The organism is Pedobacter miscanthi (assembly GCF_003315595.1).
In the GTDB taxonomy this organism is placed as follows: domain Bacteria; phylum Bacteroidota; class Bacteroidia; order Sphingobacteriales; family Sphingobacteriaceae; genus Pedobacter; species Pedobacter miscanthi.
This window is the reverse complement of record NZ_QNQU01000005.1, coordinates 60,415-77,844: the sequence shown is the minus strand read 5'-3', so window position 1 is coordinate 77,844 and position 17,430 is coordinate 60,415. Positions and strand designations below refer to the sequence as shown.

Annotated in this window: 16 protein-coding genes and 1 other RNA gene; 11 read left to right on the top strand and 6 right to left on the bottom strand. The window is 39.6% G+C overall.

Features of this window, described 5'->3' with window-relative positions:
• Positions 1–118: 118 nt before the first annotated feature.
• The 3 genes from aroC to DRW42_RS07225 all read left to right on the top strand — a co-directional run bounded on the left by aroC (position 119) and on the right by DRW42_RS07225 (position 2,699).
• The gene (gene aroC, locus DRW42_RS07235) at positions 119–1,216 is read left to right on the top strand and encodes a chorismate synthase (RefSeq protein WP_113948167.1); all 1,098 of its coding nucleotides are present in this window, start codon (positions 119–121) and stop codon (positions 1,214–1,216) included.
• A 2-nt stretch (positions 1,217–1,218) separates the two neighbouring features.
• A complete protein-coding gene (locus DRW42_RS07230; protein WP_113948166.1) occupies positions 1,219–1,827 on the top strand; it encodes a DUF1684 domain-containing protein in 609 nt (202 codons plus the stop codon).
• A gap of 116 nt (positions 1,828–1,943) precedes the next feature.
• A complete protein-coding gene (locus tag DRW42_RS07225) occupies positions 1,944–2,699 on the top strand; it encodes a LytR/AlgR family response regulator transcription factor (RefSeq protein WP_113948165.1) in 756 nt (251 codons plus the stop codon).
• A 284-nt stretch (positions 2,700–2,983) separates the two neighbouring features.
• Here the strand turns inward: DRW42_RS07225 and DRW42_RS07220 are convergent, their stop codons facing one another.
• Positions 2,984–5,272: a tetratricopeptide repeat-containing sensor histidine kinase gene (locus DRW42_RS07220; RefSeq protein WP_158544292.1), complete on the bottom strand. Its 2,289-nt coding sequence runs from the start codon at positions 5,270–5,272 to the stop codon at positions 2,984–2,986.
• 305 nt (positions 5,273–5,577) lie between these two features.
• Complete coding sequence (locus tag DRW42_RS07215) at positions 5,578–7,998, bottom strand: alpha-ketoacid dehydrogenase subunit alpha/beta (RefSeq protein ID WP_113948163.1); 2,421 nt, start codon at positions 7,996–7,998, stop codon at positions 5,578–5,580.
• Between the two features lie 173 nt (positions 7,999–8,171).
• Here DRW42_RS07215 and DRW42_RS07210 point away from each other — a divergent pair, with 173 nt between their 5' ends.
• From DRW42_RS07210 to DRW42_RS07180, 7 genes are all read left to right on the top strand, one after another.
• A complete protein-coding gene (locus DRW42_RS07210; RefSeq protein WP_113948314.1) occupies positions 8,172–8,564 on the top strand; it encodes a DUF1573 domain-containing protein in 393 nt (130 codons plus the stop codon).
• A 62-nt stretch (positions 8,565–8,626) separates the two neighbouring features.
• Positions 8,627–9,826, top strand: coding sequence for a pyridoxal phosphate-dependent aminotransferase (locus tag DRW42_RS07205; RefSeq protein WP_113948162.1), 1,200 nt, complete (start codon positions 8,627–8,629; stop codon positions 9,824–9,826).
• A gap of 245 nt (positions 9,827–10,071) precedes the next feature.
• Positions 10,072–10,438, top strand: a transfer-messenger RNA (tmRNA) gene (gene ssrA / locus DRW42_RS07200).
• 259 nt (positions 10,439–10,697) lie between these two features.
• Positions 10,698–11,954 carry a site-specific integrase gene (locus DRW42_RS07195; RefSeq protein ID WP_113948161.1) on the top strand — a complete coding sequence of 419 codons (1,257 nt, stop codon included), beginning with the start codon at positions 10,698–10,700 and terminating at the stop codon, positions 11,952–11,954.
• Positions 11,954–12,496 carry an ORF6N domain-containing protein gene (locus DRW42_RS07190; protein WP_113948160.1) on the top strand — a complete coding sequence of 181 codons (543 nt, stop codon included), beginning with the start codon at positions 11,954–11,956 and terminating at the stop codon, positions 12,494–12,496. The genes DRW42_RS07195 and DRW42_RS07190 overlap by 1 nt, the downstream gene beginning before the upstream one ends.
• Before the next feature lie 97 nt (positions 12,497–12,593).
• Positions 12,594–13,337 (top strand): hypothetical protein, encoded by a 744-nt coding sequence (locus DRW42_RS07185; RefSeq protein ID WP_113948159.1) that lies wholly within the window; start codon positions 12,594–12,596, stop codon positions 13,335–13,337.
• Positions 13,338–13,435: 98 nt separating this feature from the next.
• Positions 13,436–13,753, top strand: coding sequence for a helix-turn-helix domain-containing protein (locus tag DRW42_RS07180; protein WP_208643520.1), 318 nt, complete (start codon positions 13,436–13,438; stop codon positions 13,751–13,753).
• A 379-nt stretch (positions 13,754–14,132) separates the two neighbouring features.
• Here the strand turns inward: DRW42_RS07180 and DRW42_RS07170 are convergent, their stop codons facing one another.
• The 4 genes from DRW42_RS07170 to DRW42_RS07155 all read right to left on the bottom strand — a co-directional run bounded on the left by DRW42_RS07170 (position 14,133) and on the right by DRW42_RS07155 (position 16,895).
• Positions 14,133–14,351: a hypothetical protein gene (locus tag DRW42_RS07170; RefSeq protein ID WP_113948157.1), complete on the bottom strand. Its 219-nt coding sequence runs from the start codon at positions 14,349–14,351 to the stop codon at positions 14,133–14,135.
• Positions 14,352–14,392: 41 nt separating this feature from the next.
• Positions 14,393–15,478: a DUF932 domain-containing protein gene (locus DRW42_RS07165; protein ID WP_113948156.1), complete on the bottom strand. Its 1,086-nt coding sequence runs from the start codon at positions 15,476–15,478 to the stop codon at positions 14,393–14,395.
• A 38-nt stretch (positions 15,479–15,516) separates the two neighbouring features.
• Positions 15,517–15,924, bottom strand: a complete 408-nt coding sequence (locus DRW42_RS07160; protein WP_113948155.1) for a single-stranded DNA-binding protein — start codon at positions 15,922–15,924, stop codon at positions 15,517–15,519.
• A 401-nt stretch (positions 15,925–16,325) separates the two neighbouring features.
• Positions 16,326–16,895, bottom strand: a complete 570-nt coding sequence (locus DRW42_RS07155) for a UPF0758 domain-containing protein (RefSeq protein WP_113948154.1) — start codon at positions 16,893–16,895, stop codon at positions 16,326–16,328.
• A 117-nt stretch (positions 16,896–17,012) separates the two neighbouring features.
• Here DRW42_RS07155 and DRW42_RS07150 point away from each other — a divergent pair, with 117 nt between their 5' ends.
• A complete protein-coding gene (locus tag DRW42_RS07150; protein WP_113948153.1) occupies positions 17,013–17,414 on the top strand; it encodes a hypothetical protein in 402 nt (133 codons plus the stop codon).
• Positions 17,415–17,430 lie beyond the last annotated feature (16 nt).

The window sequence follows — 17,430 nt, the reverse complement described above, 5'->3', positions numbered from 1 at the left end:
TAAATATCGAGATAGAAGTACTAAGTATCAAGATTAAAGTGTTAAGTATCAAGATTTAAGTATCAAGACTGACAACAACATTCAATCATTAAAAAATCAACCATTCACTCATTAACATATGGCAGGCAACTCATTCGGGCAACTATTTCGCATTACAACTTTTGGAGAATCTCATGGCGTAGCCATTGGGGTAATTATTGATGGCTGTCCGGCACAATTGGATATTGATATGGATTTTATTCAGTCAGAACTGGATAAACGCAAACCGGGTCAATCTAAAATCACCACGCAGAGGAAAGAAAGCGATACCGTTCAGGTTTTGTCGGGCGTTTTTGAAGGAAAAAGTACGGGTACCCCGATTGCGCTTTTAATTCCGAATGAAGATCAGCGATCGAAAGATTACGGACATAATGTTGATGTTTACCGCCCCAGCCATGCCGATTATGTTTATGATGCAAAATACGGTATCCGCGACCACCGCGGTGGCGGACGTTCATCGGCGCGCGAAACCGCTGCACGTGTAGCCGCAGGTGCCATTGCCAAGCTGTTTTTAAAACAACAGGGCATCGAAATTTTTGCGCATGTAACTTCAGTAGGTACCATCGAAGCTCCTAATTTAGAAAGCAACGATTTATCAGCTTTGCTGGATATCAGGGAAGAAAATATTGTACGTTGTGCCGATCCGGCAACTGCTCACGAAATGATCGAATTTATTGATTCAGTTAGAAAAGACGGCGATACCGTAGGCGGTAAAATCGGTTGCGTGATAAAAGGTTGTCCGGCTGGTTTAGGCGAACCTGTTTTCGATAAACTACATGCCGATTTAGGCAAAGCCATGTTAAGCATCAATGCAGTTCATGGTTTCGAATATGGTTCTGGCTTTGCAGGAAGCGAACTACGCGGATCGCAGCATAATGATATCCCACAGCCAAAGGCTGCAGATTCGAAAGTATTTAAAACCACTACCAATTATGCAGGTGGTATTTTAGGTGGTATTTCTAACGGAATGGATATTACTTTCAAGGTAGCATTTAAACCCGTAGCCACCATTATGCACAACCAGCAAACCATCAATGCAGCCGGCGATGCCGCCGAAATTAAAGGAAAAGGCAGGCACGATCCATGCGTGGTACCAAGGGCGGTAGTAATTGTTGAAGCCATGGCAGCATTAGTATTGGCCGATCAGTTTTTAAGGAATAAAGCAAGTGTAATTTAAATATGAAAATCATTACTTTTCTGTTCCTGTTCATCAGTGTCAACGGCTTTGCACAAAGCTATCAGGAGCAGATTGCAAAACACCGGGAAAGCTATAAAGAAGATTTTATTAAAGACAACCGTTCACCTTTAAAGAAAAGCGATCTTCAAAATCTTCATTTTTATGATGCAGATAGTGCTTACCGGGTTTCGGCTGAAGTAGTGCTGTTAAAAAACGAAAAGGTTTTCAAAATGCCAACTTTTAATGGAAGCAGCAGCGATTATTACCGATATGCCCATATAAATTTCAGTTTAAATGGGAAAACTATCCAGATGACTTTGTACAGAAGTGTTGCACTAGCATCCAATCCTACCTATAAAGATCACCTCTTTTTACCATTTACAGATGAAACCAATAATAAAGAAACTTATGGAGGAGGACGTTACATCGATCTGGATGCTAAAGAAATTAAAGATAACCGCATAGAAATCGATTTTAACAAAGCTTATAATCCATATTGTGCCTATAGCGATGGTTACCGTTGTCCGGTTCCACCAGAAGAAAACGACCTTGAACTGGCTGTAAAAGCAGGCGAAAAATTATATACTGGCGAGAAGAAACATCAAAAGTAGAATTAAGACTACGTTTATTAAAAAAGTGTTGACATAATTCTTTTTTAATACCACATTTTAATTAAATTACAAACATTAATTAAAATCTCCTGTTCCCTTTAAAATCCCTTCCCTGAATGATGTATAGCTGCATAATTATTGATGATAACGAAATTGAAAGAGATGCCATTGAAATGCATCTTCGAAAAATACCTTCGTTAAACATTTTGGCAATATGTAGTAATGGTATTGAGGCTTCGCAGATCCTTTCGACAACACCGGTGGATATTGTTTACTCAGACATCGATATGCCCGAACTTTCGGGCATGGAACTTTTAAAAAGTCTTAAAAAACAACCTCTTTTTATTTTTATCACTTCATTTACTGAATATGCAGCTGAGGGTTTTAACCTCGATGCTTTAGATTTTATTGTAAAGCCTGCTACTTTCGAAAGGATTTTTAAGGCAACAAATAAAGCGATCGAATATCTTGAATTGAAAAAACTGGTAGGAAAAGAAGTTCAACAGGCTGATAATTCGACAAATGAGGATGGTGATGATCATTTCTTTTTCAGGGAAACCAAAGGCATCACCAAGTTGAAATATGATGATGTAATCTACATTGAGAGTATGGGCGATTTTTCTAAACTGTTTACCCGCAATGATAAACACATTGTACTGGTTGGCCTTAAAAACCTGGAAAAACAATTGCCGTCAAAAATTTTTTCGAGGGTACATAAACAGTATATCATTAATATCAACCACATCACTACCTTAACCAATCACGAGGTCCATTTAACGCATAATTTTATTGTTCCGATCAGTGCAGCCAACAGACAGGAATTGCTTGAAAAATCGATTGATAAGAAAATTCTTTCAAGGTTTTTGAAGTAGTTAAAGCTTGATTCTTCGTTTCGATCTTCGACCACTGACAGACTAAATAAGAAGGCTCGTCATTGCGAGGAGGCTTTTTCAGCCGAGGAAGCAATCTCAAAACGATCGCGAGATATGAAATTGAATTAACATTTTTACCCACCCATAGCAGTAAGATTGCTTCGTGCCTCGCAATGACGATTTCTTGCAGACAGTGCTTTTGGTAGTTAGTGCAATAGAATGCAAAGATTTGCTTCGCAGAGCCTTCGGGTTCTTCGTTGTATTCACAATGACAAACTCAACTACTAACTCTTTAATGTAATGATAAAGCAACTGCCCCCACCGGGATTAGCCGCAGCGCTGATTTCTCCAGCCATTAAACCGATAAAAGTTCTGGAGAGCAACAAACCTAAACCTGTTCCTTTTTCTTTGTTTGTGCCCAGCGTACTAACTCCAGCGCCAAGATAGCCCGGTTTATTAAAGTGGTTTAACTGAACCTCGCTTAAGCCGATACCCGTATCAGAAATTTTGATTTCCAACCGGTTACCTGAGCTCGCTGAACTGATTGCTATGGTGCCACCAACAGGTGTAAATTTAATGGCATTACTAACCAGGTTTCTGATTACCAGGCTTAACATATTTTCGTCGGCCTTACAAAAGGTTTCGTTTGGAATCAGATTTTGGATATTGATCTGTTTTTGATCCGCATTGTTTTGAAGGGAATGGATTACTTCTATGGTTAAATGCTTAATATCGAGATTTTCTAAATAAGGATTAAAACCCTGCATCTGGCTTGCTGCCCAATTGAGCAGATTCTCCATCATGGTAGAAGTATAAGTGAGGTTATTTTTTAACGATGCCGCATAACGGTTCAGTTTCTCCTGCTCTATGTTCCCTCCTTCCAGTAGCTGCATAAACGAAATCAATGAGTTTACCGGCGTGCGCATATCATGACTCACCACGCTGAAAATGCGGTCTTTAACCTTGCTCAACTGTTCTAATTCCTTTTTTTGGTTATTGATAATTTTATTCAGCCTTGTTGTTTTCCGCTGGTTAAAAAAGATAACAACCGCAATAATTAAAATTAAAACGGTGGCGATGCTTAAAAATATCTTTACACGCCCGTCAAATTTAATCTGTTGGTCCTGTTTACTGATCTGCTTATCTTTTATACTTGCAGCCAGCTGTGCCTGATACCTGGCACGGGCATATTTGCCTTCCTGGGCTAAACGCTGAATATCAAGGTCGGCTTTGGCTTTCTGAAAAGTAAGCAGATCCAGGGCTTTTTCTTTAGCACTAAGCGCCAGTTGCTGTCTCTTCAGGGTAAGTTCCTGCTGCTGTCTTTTAAGTTCCCCTTCGGTAAGTTTCTGCTTTAATAAATAATCGCGCTCTTTTACATTAAAGTCGAGCTGCATTTGTTTTCGGGTAATTTCTTTTTCTTTATCCTCATTAAAAATCTGATCCCTTACCTTAATATATTGCCTGTAATAGGCTAAAGATTTGTTGTAATCTTTTTGCTTTTCGTAAACCGAACTCAGTCCTAAACTGGCATCCTTTTCTATTTCCAAAAATCTGTTTTCTTCGGCGATTTTTAAACTGCTGCCCAAAAAGGAAGTGGCATTTTCGAAATCATTTTCGCGCTGATAAAAATTGCCCAACGCATATAAATTAGAAGCATAAGCCTCCTTATCGTCGCCATTTTTGCTTAATTCGATGGATTTTTGATAAGATTTAAGGGCGGCATCTTTTTGTCCTGTTGAACTATACAATTCCGCCAGATCGCGTTTAGCGGTTGCTATAATACCAACATCATTAATGGCTTCTGCAACTTTAAGCGACTTATTATAATATTCTAAAGCCAGTTTAATTTTTTGCCCCGGCAAAACATTCATCTGCATCAGCTCGCGGTCTGACGCTTCAAAATAATTATTCCCCATCAGGCCATAAACAACAGCTACCCCCCTCGAATTTTCACCTTCTTTAGAAAAAACCTTTAAAGCCATTCTCATATATACCAAAGCCTGGCTCTGGTCTCCCAAACGCTGATAAATGGTAGAAATATTGGTATAACAACTGGCCATATCAACCTCATTGCCCATTTTTTCATATATTGTAATGGCTTTTTGATTAACTTCCAGTGATTTTACATAATCGGGAATGGTGCTGTAAAGCGCTCCAAGATTGAGGTAGGTACCGGCCTCCATATCCATATTGCCAATTGAAGAAAATTCGCTTACCGCTATTACATAGTTTTCTTCTGCCTTTTGATAATTAGATCTGCCATGATACATCAAAGCCCTCCGGTAATAGGCCATTGCAGAAAACTTTTTGAGATTTTTTTCATGCGAAAGCTGAATGGTTTTATCCAGGTACTCTTCTGCCTTCTCTACATTCCTCATTCTCATATACTGGCGGTAAACTTCCGTCAGCACCTTAATCTTTGTTGAATCTGTTTTCTGGTTCTTCTGATTAACTGCTAATAAACTATCAAGTTTCTTTTGAGGCGCATTGGTTTGCGCAGAAACAGTTATCCTAAAAAATAAAAACAACAGCAACACTGCACTCATTTTAAAAAGCAAAGCACAGGCATTCATCTGTTTATCAACAACGCAACATACCATTATCCTATAAAATCTATTTGTTAATTTTATTGGAATACGGGTACAAAAAAGCTTGAAAATTACAGTGTTTCACAGAGGTGATGATATAAAACATACTGAAATAAAAAATATTGTTTGGATGTATAAATGTATATAAAAATTCCATTACTAAGTAACCGGATTTTTACTCAACACACAAAAAAGCCATTTTATTTCTCTTATTCAAACAAAAAAAAGGCTTAAACACCTATAGAATAAGCACTTAAACCTTTTTATTGAATTTAATATATTTTACACTATTAAAAAAGCGCAGGATATTTTGCAGGATTAGCATCATGCATCATCTGGTAAATGGTTTCAATTACATCATCAACAGATGGTTTACTGAAATAATCGCCGTCTGAACCGAATGGTGGACGGTGTGCCTTAGCAGATAATGTTTTTGGCTGTCCATCCAGGTGGAAATATCCTTTTTGCTCTTCCATCACTTTTTGCAGGATATATGCTGAAGCACCTCCCGGTACATCTTCATCAACAACCAGCAGTTTATTGGTTTTAGAAAGGGAGTTCACACAGATCTGATCAATATCAAAAGGCAAAAGGGTTTGCGGATCGATAATCTCAACCGAGATACCCAAAAGCGCCAGTTCTTCGGCCGCTTCCTGAACAACCCTTAAAGATGATCCATAAGAAATAACGGTAATATCGGTTCCTTCTTCCAGAACTTCAGCCTTTCCTAAAGGAACAGTAAAATCGCCCACATTTACCGGTAATTTTTCTTTCAGGCGATAACCATTCAGGCATTCAATTACAACTGCAGGTTCGTCGGCCCTGAAAAGGGTATTATACATGCCGGCTGCCTGTGTCATATTACGTGGTACACACAAGTGCATTCCTCTTAACGATCCCAATAACATGCTGATGGGAGAACCTGAATGCCAGATGCCCTCTAAGCGGTGACCGCGGGTACGCACAATTACAGGTGCTTTCTGGATCCCTTTGGTGCGATAAGCAAGCGAAGCAAGGTCATCGCTTAACACATTCAGGGCAAATATCAGATAATCAAGGTATTGAATCTCGGCGATTGGCTTTAAACCACGTAGGGCTAAACCAATCCCCTGACCCATAATGGTCATTTCCCTTATTCCCGTATCGGTAATCCTTAATTCGCCATATTTTGCCTGTAAACCGGCAAAACCCTGGTTTACATCGCCAATATTCCCTAAATCTTCGCCAAAAGCAACCAAACGCTGGTCGCGGGCAAAATTTTCGTTAAAACAGGCATTAAGGACTTCCCTGCCATCAACCATTTTAGAAAGATCGTCGTATTCAGCAGCAACTACAGGAATATTTGCCGGACTTTCTTTTCCATCGGTATGGAGTTTAGAATTATATCGGTCATAATTCAGCAAGCCCTGATCTTTATACCAATTTAACAGTTCGACGCGTTCGGCAGAATTATTGCCTGCTGATAAACGGATGGCCTTGCGGGCTGCCGCAAAAACTTCCCTGCGTTGGGCATCAGTGGTAGAGGCCAGGTTAGCTGCAATTTTAGCCAGTTCGGGCTGATCTTTAGCTACTGCATTGATTAAATCAACAGCTTGTTTCTGTTCTGGTTTAATGCTTTCCAAAAATTCATTCCAGGCCTCTTTTTGGGCATTACGCACAAAAATCTTTGCATTTTTTTCAATTTCGGCAATTTCTTCTTCCGTGGCAACAGCCGAATCGAGCATCCATTCACGCATTTTCACGATACAATCGTGTTCTGTTTCCCAGCTAAGGCGATCTTTGGATTTATATCTTTCGTGCGAACCGGAGGTGGAGTGCCCCTGGGGTTGCGTAAGTTCGGTTACATGGATCAGCACAGGAACATGCTCATCACGGCAAACATTGATTGCTTTTTCGTATACCTCGCACAAAGCCGGGTAATCCCAGCCTTTTACCTTATAAATTTCATACCCTGGTTTTTCAGCCTCACGCTGGAACCCTTTTAAAACTTCGGAAATATCTTCTTTTGTGGTTTGATATTTTGCCGGAACAGAAATTCCATAAGCATCATCCCAGATTGAAATGGCCATCGGGATCTGCAGCACACCAGCCGCATTAATGGCTTCGAAAAATACTCCTTCTGAAGTTGAAGCATTGCCAATGGTACCAAATGCCACCTCGTTTCCATTAACCGAAAAATGTTTTAAATAATCGAGTTCCCTGTTTTGTCTGAATAATTTAGAGGCATAGGCCAAACCAACCAAACGGGCCATTTGACCACCTGTTGGCGAAATATCAGACGAGCAGTTTTTAATCTGTGTAAGATCGTTCCAGCTGCCATCTTCGTTAACAGATTTTGTTGCAAAGTGGCAGTTCATCTGCCTGCCGCCCGAAAAAGGATCGGCTCCTTCGGTTGGGTTTGCATAAAGCTGCGCAAAAAATTCTTTTATAGTAGAAATACCCGTTGCAAAGGCAAAAGTCTGATCACGGTAGTAACCCGAACGCCAGTCGCCGTTTTTAAAAGCTTTGGCCATGGCAATCTGCGGCACCTCTTTACCATCGCCAAAAATACCAAATTTAGCCTTCCCGGTTAATACTTCCCTGCGGCCTAAAACACTGGCCTGCCTGCTCTCACAGGCTATTTTATAATCGTTTATAACAATCGATTTAAAATCATTAAAACTGAGTTCGGAAGCATCAATCGCGTTGGTCATCAATTTTTCATTCGGCATAGTAATCAAAGATTGGTTGTGGCAAATATATACAAAATTAAAAGTTTGCCTTTATCCTCGATTGTAAAATTATATATGGAATAGGAAAATAATATTTGGAATAGTTTTTGTTTTACATTGAAAACATTAAATTTGTTTTAGATATTTTAAAAAATAAATTACACCCAAATAACATGAAAAAGATCTTAGTATTATTCGCTTTTGTATTAGGTTTCGGTATTGCTGCAAATGCACAGGCTAAACCTGCTGAATTTAAATTCGAAACTGAAACACATGATTTCGGTAAAATTGTTTTAAACAAACCAGTAACTTTCGATTTCAAATACACAAACGTTGGCGAAGAGCCTTTAATTATCAGCAAAGCTGAAGCAAGCTGTGGCTGTACAGTACCAAAATACACTTCTACCCCATTGAAAAAAGGTGAAACAGGTGTAATTTCAGTAACTTTTAATGCTGCTGCCGGCCCATCTACGTTCTCTAAAGCGGTTACCATCACTTCTAACGCTAAAACACCAATCAAGGTGCTTTATATTAAAGGTGAAACCGTAGCTTCTGCTTCAAAGTAATTTTTTAACCGATAATATTTAAAAAGTCCCGATTTTCATCGGGACTTTTTTATTTTTGTGCCATGCCGAAAATTTCACAAAAAGGTGTGCAGATGCCTGCTTCGCCGATCAGAAAATTAACTCCCTATGCAGATCAAGCAAAAAAAGATGGTAAAAAAGTTTACCACTTAAATATTGGTCAGCCCGATATAGAAACACCCGAAGGGATGCTGAATGCCATTAAAAACATTGATTTTAATGTTTGGGCCTACACGCCATCAGAAGGTACACTTGCCTACCGTTTAAAACTTACCGAATATTACAATAAACTGGGTTACAACATTACACCCGAGAATATATTGGTTACCGTTGGGGGCTCTGAGGCGATTACCATTGCCATGCAAACCTGCGTTAACGAAGGTGATGAAATTATTATCCCTGAGCCTTTCTACGCCAATTACAATGGTTTTGCCTGTATGAGTAACGTGGTGGTTAAACCGATCCTTTCGTATATCCAAAATGGCTTTGCCCTGCCTCCTATTGCCGAGTTTGAAAAACTGATTACCGAAAAAACAAAGGCAATTATTATCTGTAACCCTAATAATCCGACCGGTTATTTATACTCGAGGGAAGAACTGGAAGCTTTAAAAACACTTTGTGTAAAGTACGACCTGTTTCTATTCTCGGATGAGGCTTACCGCGAATTCTGCTATGATGGAAGGGAATTTATTTCTCCGATGCATTTAGATGGATTAGACGAAAATGTAGTCATTATGGATACGGTTTCTAAGCGTTACAGTGCGTGTGGTGCTCGTTTGGGCTGTTTGATTACCAAAAACAAGGAAGTAATTGCATCAGGATTAAAATTTGCACAGGCCAGGTTAAGTCCGGGTATGGTTGAGCAGATTGCCGGTGCAGCTGCTGTAGATACGCCTGATAGCTATTTTGAAAAGGTAAATACAGAATATACTTTACGCCGCGATACTTTGGTTGGCAGGTTGAACAATATTGAAGGTGTTTTCTGCCCTAACCCGGGTGGTGCATTTTATGTAGTTGCTAAATTCCCGATTGATGATGCGGATAAATTCTGTCAGTGGATTTTAGAAGAATTCAGCCACGAAAACCAAACCGTAATGATGGCACCTGCCACAGGTTTTTACTCAACAGCTGGCTCGGGTAAAAACGAAGTACGTATGGCTTACGTTTTAAATACCGATGATTTAAATGCAGCAATGGATTGTTTGGAAGTAGCCTTGAAACAGTATCCAGGCAGACAAGATTAGCTCAATAGGTTAATTGTATAAACTGGTTAATTGGTTAACTGTTGGATTTACTGCATCAGTTAACCGATTTAAACAATTAACTAGTTAACTGTATATTGGTTAATTGTTAAAACTGGTTAATTGTTTAATTGTTGTAGTTATGGCATCAGTTAACCGATTTAAACAATTAACCAGTTAACCAATAATTTTATTATATTTGTAGTCCAGTTTTGCAATTGATAATTGATAATTGTAAACTGAAAACCGGGGCCGTTCTTGGATTTGACAGGGTGGCGAAGGTTATGTTAGCATGCAGTGCGTTGTTCGGAGAGCACTTAAAGTGAACGATCAAATTTTAGTTGGCGAAAATACTTACGCCTTAGCTGCCTAGTTTAGAACTAGCTTAGCTTTTGTCCCTCTAACTGCTGCATTGTTGGGTTAGAATCCGGGGCATCGAAACAACAAAGCTGGCTTTAAGGAGATGCGACTTAAAGTGAGATAAAGTATCTAAGGTTATAAATTAGGTCGGTTTTCAGCCCGTTTATTTCCCGAAAATCAATTGAAAAATAAGCATGTAGAAGGTATAATTTATCTCACAACTGGACAAGGGTTCGACTCCCTTCGGCTCCACTGGAATCAGTATCAAAAATCACTGAAAAACATTAAAAGCCTGCAAATCAACGATTTGCAGGCTTTTGTTTTTTAGCATTTAGTGGCTTTTTTGACCAAATAACGCATATAAGAGGTGAGTAAAGAGGTGAGTCAAACTACGAAAGTTTCGGACTCACCTCTTTCACACTTAACTAGTTGTAATACAACTAGTTTACTCAGTAAACATCTTGACTTTTTTTGACTGCAATCTTAACTTTATTTCACCTTTAAGATTACTTTTATGAAAAGAAATTTCAGTTTAATTTTCTTTCTCCGGAAAGCAAAAACAGATCAACAAGGATTATCCTCTATCTACATGAGGATTACCGTCGAAAAAAAACGTTGTGAATTATCCACAGGGAAAACCTGTCCTGAGAAAGAATGGGAGAATGGTAAGGTAAGCGGCAGCTCATCAAGAGCGAAAACACTAAATCTATATCTTCATCAGTTGGAAACGAAGCTCCATGAAGCACACAGACAGCTTCTGCTTATGGATGAACTAATCACCGCCCAAACCCTGGCTAATCAATTCCTGGGCAAAACAGATAAGCCGCGAATGCTTACCGAAGTATTCCAAGACCATAACGATGAAATGGAAGCATTGGTAGGTATCGAATTTGCACCAATGACTTTGTTACGCTATCAGACCGCCTTGCGACATATCAAGCAATTTTTAACAGAAAAACATAAAATCAAGGATATCGATATCAGAAAAATTAACCATGAGTTTTTGACTGACTATGATTTCTTTCTCAGGACAACAAGAAAATGCAACAATAATTCAGCGGTTAAATACATCAAAAACCTTAAAAAAATCATCAAGCTTTGCCTGGCAAATGGGTGGATTAACAGAGACCCATTTGCAAATTTCAAAGCCAAGGTGAAAGTAGTTGAAAGGCCATGCCTTTCACAGGAAGAGATAAATAAATTAGAAATTTTGGAATTTGGAAACGAGAGGCTGAACCGCGTTAGGGATATATTTCTATTCAGTTGTTATACCGGCTTAGCCTACATTGACATATATCAGTTAAAAAGGTCAGAAATTATTATTAGAAATAGTAATGAAAGGTGGCTTATTACAAGCAGACAGAAAACTGGTACTCCTACCCGAATCCCGCTGCTACCAAAAGCCATTGAATTACTTTCAAAATACGAGAACCATCCCCTCTGTGTCGATTTTGATAAAGCCTTTCCAGTCAGTTCAAACCAGAAAATGAATGCCTACTTAAAAGAAATCGCTGATTTGTGTGGAATAGGTTTCGTATTGTCCTATCATATTGCCAGGCATACATTTGCTACTACAATTACTCTTCAAAATGGCGTACCCATTGAAACGGTGAGTAAAATGCTAGGGCATAAAGATATTAGGACGACACAGCACTACGCAAAGACGCTGGATATAAAAGTCGGAAAAGATATGGCCGTTTTACGCGAAAAACTTACTACAGCGCCTGTAAAAACCACCGGTGTAAGCTATAACTACACAATAACAAAATAATGGAAAACAGCATAGAAGACTTAATTACCGAAGAAGCGGTAACAGGTAAAATATATCACATTAGAGACCAAAAAGTAATGCTGGACAGCGACTTGGCAAATCTTTATCAAGTGGAAACCAAACAGCTAAAGCGGCAGGTAAAAAGAAACCTCCTTAGGTTCCCAATGGATTTTATGTTTGAACTTAATGATGATGAACAGAAAATCCTAAGGTACCAATTTGGCACCTTAGGACATGGAACATATTCAAAATATGGGACTATGGCCTTTACAGAACAGGGGGTTGCGATGCTTTCAAGCGTATTAAACAGTGAGCGTGCAATAATGGTAAACATAGAAATAATCAGAATTTTTACCAAAATCAGGCACCGGCTCCAAGAATCCAGCACATTACGTATGGACATAGAAAGGATTAAGAACAGGTTAAGCGATCACGATAAAAATCTCGAAATTGTCTTTAGTTATCTCGATGAACTCATGGTATCGAGTGAAAATGAGAAAAAACCAAGAACAAGAATTGGGTTCAAACCGGATATATTATAAAACCTGATCCGCAAGTGATCTGAAGCTTAAGAAATTCTGTTTTCAGATCATTTTTGTTTAAATTTAATTGTTCACTTAAAACTTAACGCTCCTGTATATGAGAAATGACCTCTTCAAATTCAGGGAAAGATTTGACTTTTCCCCGAATCCATTTGAAATCGGGCGACCTGTTTTCAGGGACAAGGGTTCGGCCGACAACTTCTTTTTACTCAAAATCTATGACTTGCCCCAGACTTCCTATGATGAATTTTATTGCTATCATCTCAAGTATTTTATTGACAAGTACCCCGGTGAAGAAAGATATTTCCATGAATGTGTAAATGACATAGTTACCACAAGGATTAAATATTATCAAAGCCAAAATCCCTTTTCCAAAAAACACAGTACCAATATAAGGTCTTTAGAATCCCTTGGTTCTTTCAGAAACATATTTTCTAAACATGACAAATGGAACAGTTCAACACCTGTAAGCGATCTACTAATAGAGAAAGATTTTGAAATAGAACACCTGCGTACCCGAATAAAGGAACTGGAGGGGCAAATCAAGGAGTGCCTGAAATATGAGCCTAGCGAAAAAATTAGCATAAGCAGAGGCAATCTGGCCACTTTTATGGATCTGCTCAGGCAGATCAGAACATTGCAGCTTCCAAACGGCACCAAAATGCTTACCGCCCAGGGATATAGTTCAGCATATAAAATGGTATCGAAATACTTTGCACATGGGGACAAAGATATTCCTTTCGGCACCGCACAAAATTACCTTTCCCCCGATACATCTTCAAAGTATATTGAGATAGCTGAAAAGGATAAAATTTTTCAGATTACTTTAAAACACCTCTAATCCAAATGCCCAAAGCCAAACTTTGGCCATTTTTGTTTAGCATTCCCTCTATAGTTTTACCTGTACAAATCGGTGAATAACTATAAAGAAATAATGCAATGAACTTAGAAATCATAACAAAAGAAGACCTTCAGGCTTTTGGCAGTGAACTGCTTAATGAGATTAAAAAAATTATCAGGCTGGATAAGCCAGTTAAAAAAAAATACATTAGAGGTCATGAGGTAAGAAAATTACTTGGGATATCGCAGGGTACGCTTCAAAACCTCAGGCTGAACGGAACCTTGCCATATTCAAAAATTGGAAGTATTTATTTTTACCTCCATGACACGGTTGAAGAACTTATGATTCCAAAGCCTAATGAGAATGATATTGTTAAAGAATTCACATCCTTTAGATCTGGTAATGATGAGGACTGAATTTAACGATATATCGATACTGATAGAGAAAGTCAGTAGGGATAGCAGGCTTACGACAGTTGATTTCGGACTATTTTCAGCGATGTTAATTTGCTGGAAGAAAAATGGATTTGAAAATCCATTTTCTATCAGCAGAAGCAGGCTTATGTTGATCAGTAAGATCTGTTCAACTAAAACTTACCACAAATGCCTAAGGTCGTTGCAGGAATGTGGCTATATCATCTACCGCCCATCCTATCATCCCACCCTGGGAAGTAAAGTATTCCTGGGATCCATAGGCTTTCAGGACTGAACACTTAGCAGGTGGAAATTAGGGAGTCACTTATTAACATGCTTAACCCTAAGTAGTCATTTTTAAAGTTGCATAAGAAGTTAGCTCTTATGATTTTTTTTTAATCAAGTGTGTTCCCCTGCGTTTAGAAAAAACGGCATCAAAGCCGTTGGCCCCTATTACGCTTTTAATAATATTTTCTGCATGGCGGATGCGCACGGCATCCCCTGCTGAAATCTGCAGGCATTCAAGTCTCTGAAAAAACCTCAGAGTTTTTGCGATTTCGTAAAGCGCTTTTTTTTCTGTTGTATCGGCTAATATGCTCATGGTATAGTTGTTTAAGGGAGCGGATAACCGCTCCCGGATAGTTAATTCAGTTGAAATGAAATGTTTTCGTTTCTGCCTAGACTCAAGCACAGGTCAAAGGCAGACTGTCCCCGTTGTTTGGCAGTTCCCTCCAATATGGATTTAAACTTGGATTCTCCGTCTTTGAACCTGCGCACATTCTGATAGTAGCCCGTTACGGCATTATACGCACCAAACAACGTGCCTTTGGTGGTATCCAGCAACTGCGAGGGATTAGCCATTGCATAACTATAAACATCATCAACAATATTTTTATACACACTTGATGCTTCATCAACAGTCCCGTTTTTCAGTTTGCTTAACACTTCACGGTTTGGAGCCATTGCAATCTGTATGAGTTTCTTTACTTCTTCATCGGAAATACGCACGGTTGCCCAATGGTTAAATAGCTGCTCCATTTCATCCCCTATCCTGCCCGAAATACCCATAAGCGTGTGGGCCGTTTTCAGCCTGTCCCCTGCACCCGAGGAATGACGGATTCGGATGGAATTTGTAGAATTTTTAAGGGCTGCGTTCAAAGTGTTGTTGCACACAATCCGTACGGGTGTAAAAGCTGCTGTGATGCTTCCAAAGCCATCATGTGAGGTAGTTAGAAAAAGATATTGCTCGATCAGGTCATCCTTTCCCACTTTGATATAGGAGGGCAATTTTGCGGTAATGAAAATCCGTTCCCCCTTACCCAAAGCCCCGGCGGTTTCGTAGAGGATGCCCTCGCCCCCGCCAACAATGCTATCGAAAAATTCAAAGGCTTCGGTATTCTGTACCACGCTATAATCCTTGCCCACCACTCCCAAAACCGTATCGGAATCGGTACGTACGGTAGCAAAATAATTCGGGACTTCAATGTCAGAGGATGCGCCCAAAATGATCGCATCGGGATCAGGCTGATTGCGCAGGCGCATATTCAGCGCATCCATTGTAAAGAGCGGCCTTTTTTCGACCGAATAATCAAGCCCCGCAAATTTTAAGGCTTCCGCTGATGTGGGATAAGCATCTACAATTTTCCCCAGGCCGTGCCATGCTTTTTCACTTACCGAAAAAAAACTGTGTTTCTGTGTGTTCTCGTTATAATTTAAGTTATGTGCCATTGTCGTAAAATCTAAAATGAATAAGTATCAGCTAATTATTAAAACGGAAGATCGTCTATGCCCTGAAAAGTTATTTTTTCGTTTAGGGTCTGCTCTGGTGCATGTTGCATAGAATCTGAATAGGCTGCCACTTCGGAGCGTGTAGCGCTGCCCAGTAGTTTAATCTCTGCTGTATGAAAGGTCAGTGATGCTTTAGCCTCACCCGAACTGCTCAGGTAGGCATTAACGCCTATACGGCCATACAGTTGAACCCATCCACCCTTTTTCAGGTAGTCCGCTATCCCGGTATTAAGCCAATACGAACAGTCGATAAATGTAGTCACCTTTTTCTGCTCCCCGCCAGAGCGGTAAGTGTCATTAATTGCAATTGAAAAGCCTGTTACTTTTCTGTCTCCGCTTACCGTTCTTACCACTGCATCAGCGGTCAATCTTCCTGTAATTTCCATTTTGTAAAATTTTTAAGTTTAACTTTTTTGTCTCCTTTCCTTTTTTCCAAAAAATCTTTTCAAAAGAAAAAACGGAAAAAAAGAAAGTACAGAAAAGCGGGTGTACAGGAACGGAGAGCTATAAGTCCCGGAGGGTGATGGGGCGCAGCCACAACATTATGCGCTCGCAGAGATCGAAACGCCCGAATTTCGCGCCCTTTTTTACCGTTTTCTATTGTGAAGTTTTATAATATAACCTGTAAGCAAAGTGAGGATTAAACCAATAAATCACTTGAAGAATCTAGCAGAAACTAACATAAAGGCTATTTTAAGCCGACCATAACATATCTTAAAAGTTCCAAGGTGCTGGTCATTGAAGACGCCAGTGTATTACTCTTTCAAATTGCAGTCCTGCATAAAATCTAAACGCTGCACATCCTTCTGCCGAGTTCAAGCGCAGCCAGGATAGCGCTGGACTTTGCTATTCCAATTCCTTTAAACCTGGAAAGTGATTTATGGTCTTCGGCAGCCAGCAGATCGAGCCTGCCTCCAACAGCTTTTAAAACATTTGCTGCCAGGTCTACAGCACTTACATCACTATGGCCTGAGCCGATCAGCATCGCGATCAGTTCCGCATTACTCATCTGTTCCCCTCCCAGAGCAATAAACTTTTCTCTTGGCCTTAAATTGACATCCCATGATTTGATCCCTTTATTTGCACCATGGGTCCTGAGGTGAACCAGATCCGCCACACTGAAATTATCCTGATGCAGGTAAACCGCTGAATGGAACAGTGAAGACATCGCTGATATCAAAAAATGAAAGTCCTGCTCAAAAACCACCACAGATGATCGTTTATAGCTTCCATCATCCAGTTCATCACTCCTGGTAATGCTCAGATAACGGTTATCATTAACTGCCCTTTTAAAATCCAGAAAATAATTCCTCCTTCCTGAGGAAAAGTTTTCAGTAGCGAGATTACAATTTTTCATATCTATCGAATTTAGGAATGAACAAAATTATCTATTGGATTCCGCCGATTCGGTTGTATCTTGTATTAGCCGATCCAATCGGATAAAAAACGGATAGACAGAAGAAGACAATTAAGAATGAAGCAGGCTAAAGAAACCGGGCGGACCTGTGCTTACCGCTACTGTGAAAATACATTCGAAGGGAGAAGTGACAAGGTCTTCTGCAGCGACCAATGCCGTAACCACGCCAGGCGAGACCAGCTAAAAACCGAAAAATGGAATGCCCCGGCTTTTTATCTCAAAATATCAGAGATTATTAAACATAACCATAAAATCCTCAAACACCTGTTTGATGATAAGGGAGATAATACGGTGATCACCAGTTTTCTGCTGAGGGATAGCGGATTCAATTTCGAATTCCATACCCGCATCCTAACCACATCAAAAGGTATCTACAGGTTCTGTTTTGATTATGGCTGGCTGGAACTGGAAAACGGAAAAATCCTTATTGTGAAAAACGATAGAATGGTTGAGATCTGAACTATAAATTATACCA

What these genes read in the sequence shown, in the direction of transcription:
- DRW42_RS07220 (WP_158544292.1), bottom strand. Translation starts at nt 5,272, where the DNA reads ATGAATGCCTGTGCTTTGCTTTTTAAAATGAGTGCAGTGTTGCTGTTG.
- DRW42_RS07155 (WP_113948154.1), bottom strand. Translation starts at nt 16,895, where the DNA reads ATGAAAAATTGTAATCTCGCTACTGAAAACTTTTCCTCAGGAAGGAGG.
- DRW42_RS07230 (WP_113948166.1), top strand. Translation starts at nt 1,219, where the DNA reads ATGAAAATCATTACTTTTCTGTTCCTGTTCATCAGTGTCAACGGCTTT.
- DRW42_RS07150 (WP_113948153.1), top strand. Translation starts at nt 17,013, where the DNA reads ATGAAGCAGGCTAAAGAAACCGGGCGGACCTGTGCTTACCGCTACTGT.
- DRW42_RS07170 (WP_113948157.1), bottom strand. Translation starts at nt 14,351, where the DNA reads ATGAGCATATTAGCCGATACAACAGAAAAAAAAGCGCTTTACGAAATC.
- DRW42_RS07190 (WP_113948160.1), top strand. Translation starts at nt 11,954, where the DNA reads ATGGAAAACAGCATAGAAGACTTAATTACCGAAGAAGCGGTAACAGGT.
- DRW42_RS07185 (WP_113948159.1), top strand. Translation starts at nt 12,594, where the DNA reads ATGAGAAATGACCTCTTCAAATTCAGGGAAAGATTTGACTTTTCCCCG.
- DRW42_RS07195 (WP_113948161.1), top strand. Translation starts at nt 10,698, where the DNA reads ATGAAAAGAAATTTCAGTTTAATTTTCTTTCTCCGGAAAGCAAAAACA.
- DRW42_RS07165 (WP_113948156.1), bottom strand. Translation starts at nt 15,478, where the DNA reads ATGGCACATAACTTAAATTATAACGAGAACACACAGAAACACAGTTTT.
- DRW42_RS07160 (WP_113948155.1), bottom strand. Translation starts at nt 15,924, where the DNA reads ATGGAAATTACAGGAAGATTGACCGCTGATGCAGTGGTAAGAACGGTA.
- DRW42_RS07210 (WP_113948314.1), top strand. Translation starts at nt 8,172, where the DNA reads ATGAAAAAGATCTTAGTATTATTCGCTTTTGTATTAGGTTTCGGTATT.
- DRW42_RS07180 (WP_208643520.1), top strand. Translation starts at nt 13,436, where the DNA reads ATGAACTTAGAAATCATAACAAAAGAAGACCTTCAGGCTTTTGGCAGT.
- DRW42_RS07215 (WP_113948163.1), bottom strand. Translation starts at nt 7,998, where the DNA reads ATGCCGAATGAAAAATTGATGACCAACGCGATTGATGCTTCCGAACTC.
- DRW42_RS07225 (WP_113948165.1), top strand. Translation starts at nt 1,944, where the DNA reads ATGATGTATAGCTGCATAATTATTGATGATAACGAAATTGAAAGAGAT.
- DRW42_RS07205 (WP_113948162.1), top strand. Translation starts at nt 8,627, where the DNA reads ATGCCGAAAATTTCACAAAAAGGTGTGCAGATGCCTGCTTCGCCGATC.
- aroC (WP_113948167.1), top strand. Translation starts at nt 119, where the DNA reads ATGGCAGGCAACTCATTCGGGCAACTATTTCGCATTACAACTTTTGGA.